This is a genomic window from Nocardia sp. CA-151230 (assembly GCF_050942175.1).
Taxonomy (GTDB): domain Bacteria; phylum Actinomycetota; class Actinomycetes; order Mycobacteriales; family Mycobacteriaceae; genus Nocardia.
In genome coordinates this window covers 6,183,698-6,197,598 of the sequence record NZ_CP192061.1, presented here as the reverse complement: position 1 = coordinate 6,197,598, position 13,901 = coordinate 6,183,698, and the positions used below count along the sequence as shown (strand labels likewise).

The following is a 13,901-nucleotide window of genomic DNA, read 5'->3' as shown; positions in this document are numbered from 1 at the left end:
GTAGTCCGGGTTCGATCGATTGGCGAGTGGGAGAGGTACGTAGCTTCACATGCAGAGGAATTCGTCGAGTGCGCGGCGGCTGGTCCCCGTGATCCTGGCCATTGCGGCCGTGGCCCTGGCGGGTTGTTCCGCCGTGCAGAAGGGCGCCGATGTGGTCAAGGACGCGGGCAAATCCGATACCGGCCGCTCGAAGGTCGGCGACTGTATCGATGTCATCGAAGGCTCGATGATCGATTCCAAAACCGCGCCGGTGGACTGCGGTTCCCCGAAGGCGGTATACCAGGTCGTCAAGGTCTACAGCAGCAAAACCGATTGCGCTGCCGACTACACCTCGTACGAGGAAACCCTCAATGGCATGTCCATGGCATATCTGTGCCTGGCCCCGAATTTCAAGCAGGGCGCCTGCTATCACGAGAGCATGCTGACCGGATACCAGTACGCCGAATGCGGCACCTCCAACGCCAGCTTCCAGGTCTTGACCCGCATCGACGGCCAATCCGACGAAACGCTGTGCGGCGAGGACGCGGACAGCGTCATCACCCTGGCCGAACCCCGGACCACCTTCTGCCTGAAGAAGCTCTGACCCCCTCAGATTTTCCCGACGCACTGTCGGTAACATCCCGACGGTGCGTCGGTAAAAGTGCCCGGCGCCGGACAAGGGAGTTCGGATGTTCCTGGCGGTGCGCGAACTGTGGTTCGCGCGAGCGAGATTCGGGTTGATGGCCGCGGTCGTCGCCCTGATCGCGGTGCTCATCGTGATGTTGGCGGGCCTGTCGTCGGGCCTGGTCGACGACGGTGTCTCGGGATTGAAGGCCATGCCCGTGGACGCCTTCGCCTTCGCGCCGAAGACGGAGACGGAATCGGCCTTCACCCGCAGCACGGTCGACGACGGACAGCTCGCGGCCTGGCGCGGGCGCGGCGATGTCGCCGATGCGGCGCTCTTCGGAAACACGCTGGTCAATGCGAAGACCGGCAACGGGGTCGCGATCGATCTCGCGCTGTTCGGGGTCGAGCCGGGCTCGTTTCTGGCCCCGAGCCCGGCAGAGGGGTCCGGGCTCGGGGCGCCGGACGGCATCGTGGTCAGCCCGACCACCCTCGACAAGGGCGTCCGCATCGGCGATGTGGTGATCATCGACCGCATCGGCACCACCCTGCGGGTCGTCGGCGCGACCGCCGAACAACGCACCTTCGGGCATGTGAACGTCGCCTATGTGCCGCTGCGACTCTGGCAGGAGATCCACGCCGGACTGCGGGCCGGCGACATCGCCCGGCCGGAGATCTATCACGAGGCCGATGCCGTGGCGCTGCGCGCGCGGCCCGGCGGCATCGATCTGGCGGCGGGAGATCGCGCCGCCGGCACGCACGCCATGACGCTGTCGGCCTCATTCGATGCTTCTCCCGGCTACTCGGCGGAAATGTCGACCATGACCCTGATCCGGGTCTTCCTCTACGCCATCTCGGCCCTGGTGGTCGGCGCGTTCTTCATGGTCTGGACGGTGCAGCGCACCCACGAGCTGGCGGTACTGCGGGCGCTGGGTGTCTCGACCGGATATCTGTTGCGCGACAGCCTGATCCAGGCCGCCATCGTGCTCGTCGCCGCGACGGCCGCCGGGGTCGGCGTGGGAGTGGGCGGCAGCCGGTTCGTCGGCGGCATGCCCTTCGCGCTCGAACCCGGCGCGGTTGCGGTCGGTGCGGCACTGCTGATCGTGATGGGCATGCTGGGCGCGGTGCTGACCACATTGCGCGTTACGCGGGTCGACCCGCTCGAGGCTCTGGGGGCGCAGCGATGACCGTCGAATCGATTGTCCGCCAGGGCATCTCGCTCAGCGATGTCTCGCTGACCTTCGGCAGCGGCGACCATGCCGTGGCGGCCCTGGACCGCATCGACATGACCGTGCGGGCGGGCGAGCTGCTGGCCGTCGTGGGACCGTCCGGATCGGGCAAATCCACGCTGCTCGCGGTCGCGGGCGGGCTGGCCCGGCCCGACACCGGGCAGGTGCTGGTGCACGGCACCGAGATGACGACCCTGTCCCGGCGGCAGTTGGCGCGATTCCGCCGCGAGCACATCGGGTTCGTGTTCCAGACCGGGAATCTGATTCCCGCGCTGACCGCCCGCGACCAGGTGCGGCTGCTCGATCGCACCGGCGGGCGGAAGCGCGGCACCGCACCGGCTTCGAGCGGCACAGCGGATCCGGGTGCCCTGCTCGCCGCCGTCGGTATGGCCGCGAAGGCGGGGCGGCGGCCGCATCAGCTCTCCGGCGGGGAACGTCAGCGCGTCGGCATCGCCCGCGCGCTCGCGACCGACCCGACGCTGCTGCTGGTGGACGAGCCCACCGCGGCGCTGGATCGTGCCCGCAGCCACGAGGTGATCGAGCTGCTGGCCCGGCAGACCCGCGAGCGGAAGGTGGCCACCATCATGGTCACCCACGATCACGACATCCTCGGCCACTGCGATCGAGTGCTCACCCTGGTGGATGGGAGACTGAGCGGGTAACCCCCTACGAGGAGATCAGGTGCCGAGGATCCAAGCCGCCACGCTCGCCGAACATCGCAAGGCGCAACGCCGCGCCCTGCTCGACGCCGCGCGCGCCATCCTCACCGAGGACCCGGCCCGCCCGCCCACCCTCACCGAGGTGGCGGCGCGCGCCGGGCTCGCCCGCCCCAGCATCTACCAGTACTTCTCCTCCCGCGACCAGTTGCTCGCCGAGCTGCTGGCCGACACCTTCCCGCAGTGGGCGCGGCGGGTGGCGGAGCGGATGGCGGCCGCGTCCGGCCCGGCCGATCAGGTTCTCGAATACGTCCGCGCCAACCTGGAATTGGTCGCGAGCGGTGAGCATGCCCTGGCCCGCGTGCTCACCACGATCATCGACGACGATATCGCCGCCTACAGCCGCGAACTGCACGACGAACTCCGCACCCCGCTGATCGCCGCGCTCGAGACGGCCGGTGCGACCGACCCGGCCGTCACCGCCGGACTCATCGACGGCATCGTACATGCGGCGTCACGCATGCTCGAGAGTGGCCAGGACGCCGACCGGACTGTCACGGCCGCAACGGAATTGGTCGAGCCCTACCTGGCGGCGCTGTCGCCGAGCGCGGCCGGGCGGCGCTGAATCCGCACGCGGGAAGCTTGTATTCTTCGGACCGCGCTCGAGCCCAGTCACGAAGCTGGTCGAGCGGCTGCTCGACCGCGTCGAGGCGAATCGCCGGTACCGGCGCACCCGCCCGGGGCGGCACCGGATCGGAAGTTCGATCGGACGCACCGCATCCCGAGAGGATTGCCGTAATCGCGGTCACCAGCAACGCCGGGAGCGCCGTCATCGCACCGCGACCGCGCGGGTCAGGTGGATAGGAATTCATGATCGGCCCTCGAAATTCACTGTTGCAGTGGATCTTCCATCCGGGCTACTTGGCCGGGACGGGCGCAGACGTCGTGGGGTTCGGCTTCGTGGGCTTGGGCGCCGTTGGGTGACGCGGAGTCGTGGTCGGTGGGTGCGCAATCGTCGGCTGGGACGGCGGTGGTGCCGGCTTCCGCTCGGTCGTCCTGGTGGTTGGCGGTGCCGTCGGAGTGTGTCGGTCCGTTGTGGTTGTCGGCTTGCCGGAGGGTGTCGTTCTCCCCGCGCTGGTCGGTGTCGTTGTCCCACCGCCAGACGTCGTGGTTGTCGGGAGGACCGTCGTGGTCGTCGGGACCGTTTGTGTTGTCGTCGGGATGGTGGTTGTTGTCGTCGGGATGGTGGTTGATGTCGTCATTGTCCCGGTCGGCGAGAGACTCGTCGGCAGGGCGGTGGTGCTGAAGGGGGCGACGACCATCGGCACGGTGGTTGTGGTGATGGGATCCTGGCTGGGGCTCACGCCGGGCTGAACAGTCTGGCTCGCGTCCGATGGCGGGGCGACCTGCACCGAAAAGCCCGCGCTCGCACTGATACTCGCGCTGAAGGATGGACCGGGCGCCGGGGTGGGGGTCGGGGTATCGGTGGTCGTCGTGGCCGGATCGCTCCCGGTGGTCTCGGTCGACTCGCCGGTGGTCGGATCGGTGGCCGGGGCCGCCTCGCTGCCGAGGGTGTCCATTGCTGTCGTGTCATCCGGAACGGCAACATCATTCGGGGTTTCCGACATGTCGGCAACGTCGCTGATCGCCCCGATCTGGGTGGTCGGATCCGCCCCGTTCGACGTCTCGGAGACATCCGACGACGCCGAGACATTGCTCGCCTTTTCGTTTCGCCTGGAATCCGTTGCTCCCGCGGCGCCCCCGATAACGAGTGCGATCAATGCAGTGGCAGCTGCCGCGTGGGGCAGATGCCGACGCACATCGCGGGCAGCGAGATGCGGCAATCGCCGGCGAAAATTATGGAGTCCGGTGGATCGCTGCCCCGAGTCCGACGATCCGGACCGGTCATCGGATACATTGTCACCGAAATCATCGGCGCCAGGTGCGTTGGAATTGTCTCGGCCAGGTTCGCTGTTGTCCAATGATTGCATCAGGAATTGTTCTTTTCCGAAACGAGTTCTGCCAGTCGGGATTTCCGTATTCCGGTCAGCCGAGTGCCGCCGGGGATTCGGCGTGCGGGATGAGTAGCCGCGAACTGCCCGACCCGTCGGCCGGGACCGCCCAGATATCCGAGTCGGCGCCCCGCGCAATGGCGTAACCGATGGTGTTCGAATCCAGCCAGGCCGGCTGGTCGTCCACGCTGCGGGTTTCGGCCAGCGGCGTCCGCGCGCCCGAGACCGGATCCAGTACCGACAGCCGCCAGCCCTTCTCGGGGTTCCCGTCGATCGCCGACTTGAAGGCGATCCGCCGCCCGTCCGGAGACAGTGATGGGCACTCCACGTTCTGCGCGATGGTGCGAATGCTCTTCGCCGCGATATCACCTTGCACGAGGAACCGGCGTCCGTCGGTGGCCATAGTGGCGTAGAAGGTGTTGTCGTCGGCGGCGAACGTGATACCCCAGAAATTGAGGTCGGCCGCGGTGTAGGGACGGCCATCCAGGGTCACCGGGAGGAATTCCAGTGAGTCGATCATGTCCCCGGTGTAGAGGTCGATCAGTCCGGCGCGGGTCGAGAACCGTCCGTTGTTGTACGAGTCGCCCGCCACGAATACCGTCCAGGCCACCAGCCGCCCGTCCCCGGATACCCGGGTACGGTTCGGCACGCCGACCAGTGGGATCTCCCGCTTCACAGTGAGTGTGCTGTCCAGAATGGCGGCCTGGAAGGTGGAGAGCGCGCCGTCCTGCCGTAAACAGACGCCGGTGCCGCCCGCCGCGTGGACCCGCAGGCAGTTGAGCGCGGACACCGAGCGTGGCCCGCCCGGATCGTCCGTGGCCACCATCGCCAGGTGGCCCTTGCTGTCAGGTGCGGTGCTGCGGAACAGAATTCGTGGCCCGCCCGTGAGACTCAGCGTGTCGGTCGCCGATACCGCCGGCGGCACACGGGTCGTCACGAACACGCCGTAACCGACCGCGACGGCGGTCAGCAGCACGGACCCGAACAGTGCCAGGAGCATTCGCCGAGTCATGCGCGCTCCTCGGCGAGGTCACGGGTTTCGGAAGCGTCGGTGTTCGTGGCCGGGATACCGCGCAGCAGGAGGCCGAGAAGGAGCACGGCCAGCGCGACCAGAACCGCGGCGACCCGGCTCGCGCTCGCCGGTCCCCACACCGTCCAGGCCAGCCCGAACAGCACCGAGGACACCAGGTAGGACAGCGCCTGTCCGGTCTGGATCAGTGCGATTCCGGTGGTACGCAGGGATTCTGGCAGGACCGGGCCGGCCAGCGCCATGAGTACGCCGTCGGTGGCCGCGTAGAACAGGCCGTAGAGGGCGAGCACCACCAGGAGGAGAGCGGTGCCGCCGAGCGGCCCGAACAGCAACAGGTAAACCAGTACCAGCGCGGTGTATCCGCCGAGTACCACCTTCAGTCGGCCGATCTTGTCGGCCAGCATGCCGAGCGGCGTGGCCAGCAGCAGATAGGACAGGTTCGTGCCGACGGCCAGCAACGGGAACCAGTTGACGCCCAGGTGTTCCCGGTGTTGCAGCAGGAGGTAGACGAAGCCGTCGCCGATGGTCACCATCCCGGCCAGGCACGCGGCCAGTACCAGCCGTCGCACCGGCGCCATCACGATGAGGCCGCCCAGTGCCGAGGCCGACACCGCGCCCTTGGGTGGCTGTTCGTCGCGGTGATCGCGAACGAACAACACCAGTACGAGGACACCGAACGCGGCGATGCAGAAGCTGGCGACGAACACCGCGTCGTAGGCCTGCGCGGTTGCGGCGAGGATGCCGAGCGCGACCAGCGGCCCGGTGAACGCCCCGATCGTGTCCATCGTCCGGTGCACGCCGAACGCACGGCCGTACAGTTGCGGCGGGGTGGACAGGGTGATCAGCGCGTCACGTGGGGCGGTGCGCAGGCCCTTGCCGGCCCGGTCGATCGCGATCACCGCGCCGATCGCGCCGACGGCACTGCCCACGGCCAGCAGCCCGAGTTTGGCCACCGCCGACAACCCGTAGCCCAGGCCGGCGATCAACTTGCGGCGACGCGTCGAATCGGCGATGTATCCGCCGACCAGCCGCAGCAGCGCCGTCGCCCCGGTGTAGGCGCCGTCGACGACGCCGTAGACGGCGGGGCTCAGGTGCAGCGCGACGACCAGGTACACAGGCAGTACCGCGGTCATCATTTCCGAAGAGATGTCGGTGACCAGGCTGACCGTGCCGAGTGCGAACACGTTGCCGCTCAGCAGGAAGAACACCTTCCTGCGAGACGGTTTCGCGCCGTCGTCCCCGGCGTGCGGACGGTCGATCGTGGACAGGTACATGGGTGTGCCACCTCAGTGTGTTGCGGGAGCCGCTCGCGGACACGCCGTCGGCATGCCCGCGAGCGGGGTGATTACCAGCTACCGATCAGTCGCGGACAACCACGAATGGTCAGTTCCACACGTTGGTGATCTCGGCGGCCGAGTTCAGGTGGGACAACCCGTACGCACTCTCGATGGTGCTCAGGATGTTGTAGTGGTTGATCTGGTTGGAGAAGCTGCCGACCTGGGTGTGCGCGCCGACGAACGTGGTGAAGATGTGGTTCGACGAACTGCCGTTGTCCTCGTCGAAGGTGACGATGAGCAGGCTGTTGTGCGTCTTGGCCCACTGCGCGTAGGCGTCCATGTTGTTCTGCAGCCAGGTGTTGCCCGTGCTGATCGAACAGTCGTGCATGTCGTTGCACAGGTTGGGCGCAATGTACGAAACCGTCGGCAGGCTCGCGTAGTTCGACGAGTTCGGGAAGTCGCTGTACATGAGGTTGCTGGTCGCGGGCACATTGCTGAAGAACGGCGCGGCGTTGTGCTTGCGCGCGTACTGGCCGCTGGTGCAGCCGGTGTAGCCGTCCGAGGGCATGCTCTCGGAGTAGCTCTTGAAGGTCTTGCCGGCGGTGATCAGCTGGTTGCCAATGTTGTTGCCGCTGAAGGTGTGCGGGCAGCTGTCGTCGGTGATGCCCTGGGTCGACCCGGAGAACATCGCCAGGTAGTTGGGCTCACTCGGGTGAGTGACCCCGAAGGACTGGGTGAATTTCGCACCCTGGCCGGCCAGGCTGTTGAAGTACGGGGCGCTGGAACTGCCGTTGATCTGCGAGTACGAATGGTTCTCGAACATCACCAGCACGATGTGATCGAACACCGGCACGGTCGTCACCGCCTGCGCGGTGGACGAGGTGACAACGGCTGCCGTCGTCACACCGATGAAAGCTGCCGCCGCGACGAGTGCGGGCACAATGCGCTTCCTGAACACGAATCCTCCTGAAGGATAACCGAACTCCTGGCCGCGCTGCCAGGATTCGGAAATCCTGGAGCCGACCTGTGGCGTCGAGCCCAATGTTTCGAAGCCGGTGGATGTTGGAAAAGTGAACAAATAAAGCGCGGAAGCCCTTCCTGGTCAGTGTGTTTATTGGTCAATTGACCGCAAATGTTCAACTGGTCAAATGACCGTGCAATAACAGGACGAGTGATTCGAAATCGGTTGTCGAGTATTCGTTTCGAGTTTCGATGCGAGTTCGATTGCTGTTCCCGGATGTTTATCGGTTCATACGTATGCCGACTCGGGCTGGATTCCCGTGTTCCTGAGGTTGAGTCGCCCGGAAAATGTTGCGCCGCACGTAGTTTCGGTCCTGGACTGCGACCGTCATGGTGGACTCGATCCGGCTTCACGCGCCGGACAGGCTGCACCACAGGCGATCTCGAGCATCACGCTTCCGATACGACGTCCCACTCGGCCCTGTCGTGGAGCGCGACCGGGTGGCGCTGAATCCGCGGGCCGGGGGCGCTCGCGAAGAGGCCGGTGAGGGCCGCGCGGGCGGGGGCGCGGCCTCACCGGAGTGCGAACGGCTGCAAGGGGAGTCAGCGTCCGCACGATCGGGGGGTCAGAGACCCTGGGCGAGGTGGGTCAGCAGGATCAGGCCACCGATCAGCGTCAATCCGGTCAGCATGACCAGGACGCCGTAGGGCAGACGCGGAATCCGGAAGGTCGAGAGTTGCTGGGGCCTGGTCATTTCGCCTCTGCGGGTGTGGTCTCGGTGACGTGGTGGGCGGTCGCGCCCCAGCCGACGTGGGCCTCGGCGCGCATGCGGTCGATCATGTGCGGGTAGTGGAGTTCGAAGGCGGGGCGTTCGGAGCGGATGCGCGGGAGCTCGTAGAAGTTGTGCCGTGGCGGCGGGCAGCTGGTGGCCCACTCCAGCGAGTTGCCGTAGCCCCACGGATCGTCGACGGTCACGATCTCGCCGTAACGATAGGACTTGAAGACGTTCCACAGGAACGGCAGCATCGACGCGCCGAGCAGGAAGGCGCCGATGGTGGAGACCTGGTTCAGCAGGGTGAAGCCGTCGGAGGGCAGATAGTCGGCGTAGCGCCGCGGCATGCCCATGTTGCCGAGCCAGTGCTGGGCCAGGAAGGTCAGATGGAAACCGAGGAACGTGGTCCAGAAGTGCCACTTCGCGAGGCGTTCGTCGAGCATGCGGCCGGTGATCTTGGGGAACCAGAAGTAGATGCCCGCGAAGGTGGCGAACACGACCGTGCCGAACAGGGTGTAGTGGAAGTGCGCGACCATGAAATAGGTGTCGGACAAATGGAAATCGAGTGGCGGTGAGGCCAGGATGACGCCGGACAGGCCGCCGAACAGGAAGGTCACCAGGAAGCCCAGCGAGAACAGCATCGGGCTCTCGAAGGTGAGCTGCCCCTTCCACATGGTGCCGATCCAGTTGAAGAACTTCACGCCGGTCGGGACGGCGATGAGGAAGGTCATGAACGAGAAGTACGGCAGCAGAACGGCTCCCGTGGCGTACATGTGGTGCGCCCACACCGCGATGGACAGCGCCGCGATGCCCAGGGTCGCGTACACCATGCCGGTGTAGCCGAACAGCGGTTTGCGGCTGAAGACCGGGAAGATCTCCGACACGATGCCGAAGAACGGCAGCGCGATCACGTACACCTCGGGGTGGCCGAAATACCAGAACAGGTGCTGGAACAGCATGGTTCCGCCGCTGGCCGGATCATAGATGTGCCCGCCGAGGTGCCGGTCGTAGTACAGCGCCAGGGCGGCGGCGGTCAGCAGCGGGAACACCAGCAGCACAAGGAAACTCGCGACGACGACGTTCCAGGTGAAGATGGGCAGCCGGAACATGGTCATGCCCGGGCAGCGCAGGCAGACGACAGTGGTGAGCATATTGACCGCGCCCAGAATGGTTCCCAGGCCCGAGACGCCCACCCCAAGGATCCACAGGTCCGCGCCGACACCGGGGGAGTGGATGATGTCCGACAGCGGCACATACGCGGTCCAGCCGAAATCGGCGGCGCCGCCCGGGGTGACGAAGCCTGCGGTCGCCATGGTCGCGCCGAACAGGTACAACCAGTAGCTGAGCGCATTGAGCCGGGGAAACGCGACATCGGGCGCGCCGATCTGCAAGGGCAGCAGGATATTCGCGAATCCGAAGATGATGGCGGTCGCGTAGAACAGCAGCATGATCGTGCCGTGCATGGTGAACAGCTGATTGAACTGTTCCGGCGACAGGAACTGCATGCCCGGCTGCGCCAGCTCCGCGCGCATGATCAACGCCATCAGCCCGCCGATCATGAAGAACGCCATCGAGGTCACCAGGTACATCTGCCCCAGCACCTTCGGGTCGGTCGTGCTGACCATCTTGTAGAGGAACGACCCCTTTGGTGCGTGCCGCACGGGATGGGGTCGCGTGATCTCGGGTACCGGCGGGGTTTTCGGGGAAAGGGCGGTCACCCTGCGGACCGTAGTGAGCCGCGGGGTTGCCGGTGAATACCCGCGGGCCGGGCCGATGACCTTCGACCAGCGATCGAGGACCTTGGGCCGCGCCGCCGGTGACCTTCGAACCGAGATCGTCCTCGAACCGGGCTAGGGTGTGGTGGCCGTGGTCACATCGCGCCGGCGCAGGTTCTCGGCGACCTCGAGCTCCCAGACCTCGTTGGCCCGCGAGGTGTCGACTTCGAACTCGGAGCGCCGCACCGATTTCGGGTCGACGTCGGCGACGTCGTTTCGGAGCAGGTCTACAAAATGCCTTGGGGGACAATCCATCCCACCACCATCGCCACGCCGATCGTCGGCATGGCCTACGGCGCCTACGCGGCCCACGTCGAGCATCACTCCTCGAAAACTGGTGAGCTGGAACGTGGGACGGGGTGGTCAGGCGGCCGCGCCGACCTGGTCCGCGAGGCGCGCACCACCTATGGGCAAACCCTCAGCGCGGCCCTCGACGAGATCGCCGCCGCCGACCCCGCCATCGCCGCCATCCTGGCCACCGCCCGCGCCGGCGCCTGATCGCCGCGGCGGGGGCCTGCCGTCGTCAGCTCGTGACGGATTCGATCTCGGCCGTGTCCCCGGCGTTTCGACGCGGTGCTCGGGTCCCTCGATCAGAGGTCTGCCAGTGCCAGTCCGGTGAGTGCACCACCGGGGCGTGCGATTTCGGTGTCGATGCCGTCGTCGAGGTCGACGAGGCGGATCGCACCGCCGAGATCGCTGACGTAGAAGCGGGATTCGCTGATCGCCACCACGCCGATGGCCTCGCGGTAGCCACTGGACAGGATGGTCACCGGTCCCGGAACCGGGTCGACCGAGGCGCGGTTGAGGGTATTGCCCGCGGGTTCCGCGCCGCGGTCGGTCCACAGCAGGTTCCCGTCGCCGGACAGTTCCAGGTCGATCGGTTCGGGGAGGTCGTGCCAGAGCACCTCGATATCGGTGCGGGCCGCGGGGGAGGTGCCGGCGGGGAGTTCCAGTGGCGCGCGGAAGATGCGGCCTTCACCGGCCTTCGGTGCGCCCTTCTGGGTCCAGTAGAGGAGGCGGCGGTCGAGGTCCAGGCAGATGCCCACCGGCCAATTCCGGGACTGCACAGCGTCTTCGGGGCCTTTGCCGGTGACCACCAGCGGGTGCAGCTCGCCCCCGGCGAGATCGCAGGTGAGGACCTGCATGCCCTCGCGGTCGCACCAGTACAGGCGGCCGATGTCGAAATCGGCGGTGAGCTGCTTGCCGGTGGTGAACGCGCCGGGCGGGACGATCACCGTGCGATTGCCGCCGTCGAGGTCGGCGCGTTCGAGCATGCCGGTCCGGTGGAAGAACACGGGTTCCGTGCCGGGCGTGGGACGCATGTCGGGTGCGCCCATGCTGGTCCAGTACACGTGCCCGCGAGCCTGATCGACGGCGACGCCGTCGGGGTAGGCGTCCAACCCGGTGATCAGGATGCGCACCTCACCCCCGTCGAGCGAGATCGCGTGCATGGCGCGGGCTTTGAGGTCGAGCGCGAGCAGATGTTTCATCGCGGCCTCCTGTGGTCAGTGCCGATTCGGGTCGGGGTAGTCGTCGTAGAAGCCGGCACTGGATTTCACGCCCAGCTTGCCGTCGGCGATATAGCGCTTCAGCAGAATGCGTGGGCCCTCGGGCAGATGTGGATTCTCCTGGGCGTAATGCTCTTCGAGATCGAGCACCACATCGAGGCCGACGCTGTCCATCATCCGGAACGGCCCCGCCTTGGTGCCGAAGTTCAGTTTGAACATGGCATCGACGTCCTGCGGGGTCGAGACGCCCTGGTAGACGACCTCGAGCGATTCGCGTTTCAGTGCCGCCCAGATCCGATTGAAGATGAAGCCGGTGCTCTCCTTGCGGCACAGGAAAGGATGCAGACCGTATTCGGGGAAGGTCGACATGACGAAGTCGATGATCTCGGGCGCGGTATCGCCATCGGACATCACATCGAGCGTCGTCGACGCGGGCGGCATATAGAAGTGGGTGTTGAGCATCCGGTCGCGGGTCGAAAGCCCATCGGTGAACAGCCTGCTCGCATACGACGACGAATTCGACGAGACGACCGCATCGGCCGCACTCAGTCCGTCGAGCCGACCGAAGATCGACTTCTTGAGGTCCAGCCGCTCCGGCACCGCCTCCACCACCAGCCACGCCTCCGCCACCGCATCGGCCAGGTCCGGCACATAACTCACGATCCCCGGCGTGCCGCCGTCGATGTGGGCTGCCACCGTGGGCAATTCGCCGGTCGCGTACCCGACGGCCTGCGTCCCCTGCGTCCCGTTCGGATCGGTGATGTGCACGGTGCCGCCCCGCGTGGCGAACATCAGCGCAATGCGCCGCCCCAGCGTTCCCGCGCCGATCACGGCCACGGGCCGGGTGCGATAGTCCTTCGGTATCGCGGCCATTCCCCGCTCCTTCGATGAAAGGTCCGAGCTGTGGATTCGCGTTATCGATCGCTATCACGGTAGCCGGGTCGGCTCGGCTCCCGGCGGAGCCGCCGCATTGTCGGCGCGGTGGGCGGTGGTGAGGTCCGTGCTCACGTCAGGAAGGAGCCGACAAGTAGATCCGAAATGGGTGGGCGGTCGGCGGAGCCGATTTCGCTGACCGTCCGCTGCCAGGTCGAACCGTTCGGGGCGAACTGGGGGAGGGGTGCGCCGGAGTCGGGGATTCCCAAGCGCTGCAACAGGGTTGCGATCACCTGGCGGCTCATGGCGGCGAGTTCGTGGGTGGGGCGGTTGCGGTGGATGCGGATGCCGAGGTCGACCTCGGCGAGGGCGCGCGGGCCGTGGCGTTTCCAGCAGTCGAGGAGGATGCCGATCTCGACGCCGTAGCCGGGGGCGAAGGGAATGGTGGTCAGGAGGTCGCGGGTGGCGGCGTATTCGCCTCCGAGGGGTTGAGCGAGTTCGGCCAGCGGGGGTGCCAGTGCCGCCAGCAGGGGGCGGGCCACCAGCTGGGTGACGCGGCCGCCGCCGTCGAGGTCGTAGGTCGCGCCGGTGCGCAGCGGGCGGCGGTAGCAGCCCTTGACCAGCCGCAGCTCGTCGTCGAAGAGGAGTGGGGCCAGCAGGGACGGCACGATCATCGGGCTGGGGGCGACCAGGTCCGAATCGACGAAGACGATCAGATCGCCCGCGGCCACAGCGAGTGACCGCCAGAGCACCTCGCCCTTGCCGGGGCGCGGTGTCAGCTCGGGCAGCGCTTCCTCCCGGGTGTATACGACCGCACCCGCGGCGCGGGCCCGTTCCCGGGTGTTGTCGGTGGATCCGGAGTCGACGACGAGCAGTTGGTCGACGAGTCCGCCGACCAGCGGCCGGATCGACTCGATCACGCCGGCGACGGTGTTCTCCTCGTTCAGTGCGGGCAGCACGACCGATACCCGGCGGTCGTGTTTGTGGCGGACGAGTTCGGGGACCGTCCAACGGCGTTCGAAACGGAGGAGGTCGACGGCGGGTGGGGTCACAGCAGGCTCCTGTCATCGAAGACGTCGGTGGTCAGCTCGGCCCAGAGGACGGGCCAGGGCCGTAGGGGGCGGTCGCAGCGCCAGAGGGTCACGCCGCGAACGCTCCCCACGCCACGCGGGCCGGGACGGCCGGGGCGTCATTGCCGACGGCCG

The 13,901-nt window shown here is 66.9% G+C and carries 14 protein-coding genes and 1 pseudogene; 6 read left to right on the top strand and 9 right to left on the bottom strand.

Going from position 1 to position 13,901, the window contains the following annotated elements; genetic code table 11:
* The first annotated feature begins 49 nt into the window (after positions 1-49).
* The 5 genes from ACQP1O_RS29205 (at position 50) to ACQP1O_RS29185 (ending at position 3,862) form a co-directional block, all read left to right on the top strand.
* Positions 50-583 (top strand): LppU/SCO3897 family protein, encoded by a 534-nt coding sequence (locus ACQP1O_RS29205; protein ID WP_433561647.1) that lies wholly within the window; start codon positions 50-52, stop codon positions 581-583.
* 85 nt (positions 584-668) lie between these two features.
* Complete coding sequence (locus ACQP1O_RS29200; RefSeq protein ID WP_433561646.1) at positions 669-1,790, top strand: ABC transporter permease; 1,122 nt, start codon at positions 669-671, stop codon at positions 1,788-1,790.
* Positions 1,787-2,494, top strand: coding sequence for an ABC transporter ATP-binding protein (locus ACQP1O_RS29195; protein WP_433561645.1), 708 nt, complete (start codon positions 1,787-1,789; stop codon positions 2,492-2,494). The genes ACQP1O_RS29200 and ACQP1O_RS29195 overlap by 4 nt, the downstream gene beginning before the upstream one ends.
* Before the next feature lie 19 nt (positions 2,495-2,513).
* Positions 2,514-3,113 carry a TetR/AcrR family transcriptional regulator gene (locus tag ACQP1O_RS29190; RefSeq protein ID WP_433561644.1) on the top strand — a complete coding sequence of 200 codons (600 nt, stop codon included), beginning with the start codon at positions 2,514-2,516 and terminating at the stop codon, positions 3,111-3,113.
* A 368-nt stretch (positions 3,114-3,481) separates the two neighbouring features.
* Positions 3,482-3,862, top strand: a complete 381-nt coding sequence (locus tag ACQP1O_RS29185; RefSeq protein WP_433561643.1) for a hypothetical protein — start codon at positions 3,482-3,484, stop codon at positions 3,860-3,862.
* 672 nt (positions 3,863-4,534) lie between these two features.
* Here the strand turns inward: ACQP1O_RS29185 and ACQP1O_RS29180 are convergent.
* From ACQP1O_RS29180 to ACQP1O_RS29155, 6 genes and pseudogenes are all read right to left on the bottom strand, one after another.
* Positions 4,535-5,512, bottom strand: a complete 978-nt coding sequence (locus ACQP1O_RS29180; RefSeq protein ID WP_433561642.1) for a TolB family protein — start codon at positions 5,510-5,512, stop codon at positions 4,535-4,537.
* Positions 5,509-6,804: an MFS transporter gene (locus ACQP1O_RS29175; protein ID WP_433561641.1), complete on the bottom strand. Its 1,296-nt coding sequence runs from the start codon at positions 6,802-6,804 to the stop codon at positions 5,509-5,511. The genes ACQP1O_RS29180 and ACQP1O_RS29175 overlap by 4 nt, the downstream gene beginning before the upstream one ends.
* A gap of 109 nt (positions 6,805-6,913) precedes the next feature.
* Positions 6,914-7,765, bottom strand: a complete 852-nt coding sequence (locus ACQP1O_RS29170; protein WP_433561640.1) for an alkaline phosphatase family protein — start codon at positions 7,763-7,765, stop codon at positions 6,914-6,916.
* A 628-nt stretch (positions 7,766-8,393) separates the two neighbouring features.
* Positions 8,394-8,522, bottom strand: a complete 129-nt coding sequence (locus tag ACQP1O_RS29165) for a hypothetical protein (RefSeq protein WP_433561639.1) — start codon at positions 8,520-8,522, stop codon at positions 8,394-8,396.
* Positions 8,519-10,258: an aa3-type cytochrome oxidase subunit I gene (gene ctaD, locus ACQP1O_RS29160; RefSeq protein ID WP_433561638.1), complete on the bottom strand. Its 1,740-nt coding sequence runs from the start codon at positions 10,256-10,258 to the stop codon at positions 8,519-8,521. Before ctaD ends, ACQP1O_RS29165 begins: the two co-directional genes overlap by 4 nt.
* 132 nt (positions 10,259-10,390) lie before the next feature.
* Positions 10,391-10,528, bottom strand: a pseudogene (locus ACQP1O_RS29155) (3-ketosteroid-9-alpha-hydroxylase); the annotation flags it as partial.
* 21 nt (positions 10,529-10,549) lie between these two features.
* Between ACQP1O_RS29155 and ACQP1O_RS29150 the strand changes: the two are divergent.
* Entirely contained in the window at positions 10,550-10,813 is a 264-nt protein-coding gene (locus tag ACQP1O_RS29150) for a hypothetical protein (RefSeq protein WP_433561637.1), read from the top strand.
* A gap of 92 nt (positions 10,814-10,905) precedes the next feature.
* Here the strand turns inward: ACQP1O_RS29150 and ACQP1O_RS29145 are convergent, their stop codons facing one another.
* From ACQP1O_RS29145 to ACQP1O_RS29135, 3 genes are all read right to left on the bottom strand, one after another.
* The gene (locus ACQP1O_RS29145; protein WP_433561636.1) at positions 10,906-11,805 is read right to left on the bottom strand and encodes a hypothetical protein; all 900 of its coding nucleotides are present in this window, start codon (positions 11,803-11,805) and stop codon (positions 10,906-10,908) included.
* Positions 11,806-11,820: 15 nt separating this feature from the next.
* A complete protein-coding gene (locus tag ACQP1O_RS29140; protein WP_433561635.1) occupies positions 11,821-12,696 on the bottom strand; it encodes a 3-hydroxyacyl-CoA dehydrogenase family protein in 876 nt (291 codons plus the stop codon).
* Positions 12,697-12,827: 131 nt separating this feature from the next.
* Positions 12,828-13,748, bottom strand: coding sequence for a glucosyl-3-phosphoglycerate synthase (locus ACQP1O_RS29135; protein ID WP_433561634.1), 921 nt, complete (start codon positions 13,746-13,748; stop codon positions 12,828-12,830).
* Positions 13,749-13,901 lie beyond the last annotated feature (153 nt).

Coding starts and splice junctions, on each gene's coding strand:
- ACQP1O_RS29205 (WP_433561647.1), top strand. CDS start 50: ATGCAGAGGAATTCGTCGAGTGCGCGGCGGCTGGTCCCCGTGATCCTG.
- ACQP1O_RS29200 (WP_433561646.1), top strand. CDS start 669: ATGTTCCTGGCGGTGCGCGAACTGTGGTTCGCGCGAGCGAGATTCGGG.
- ACQP1O_RS29195 (WP_433561645.1), top strand. CDS start 1,787: ATGACCGTCGAATCGATTGTCCGCCAGGGCATCTCGCTCAGCGATGTC.
- ACQP1O_RS29180 (WP_433561642.1), bottom strand. CDS start 5,512: ATGACTCGGCGAATGCTCCTGGCACTGTTCGGGTCCGTGCTGCTGACC.
- ACQP1O_RS29175 (WP_433561641.1), bottom strand. CDS start 6,804: ATGTACCTGTCCACGATCGACCGTCCGCACGCCGGGGACGACGGCGCG.
- ACQP1O_RS29165 (WP_433561639.1), bottom strand. CDS start 8,522: ATGACCAGGCCCCAGCAACTCTCGACCTTCCGGATTCCGCGTCTGCCC.
- ACQP1O_RS29150 (WP_433561637.1), top strand. CDS start 10,550: ATGCCTTGGGGGACAATCCATCCCACCACCATCGCCACGCCGATCGTC.
- ACQP1O_RS29145 (WP_433561636.1), bottom strand. CDS start 11,805: ATGAAACATCTGCTCGCGCTCGACCTCAAAGCCCGCGCCATGCACGCG.
- ACQP1O_RS29140 (WP_433561635.1), bottom strand. CDS start 12,696: ATGGCCGCGATACCGAAGGACTATCGCACCCGGCCCGTGGCCGTGATC.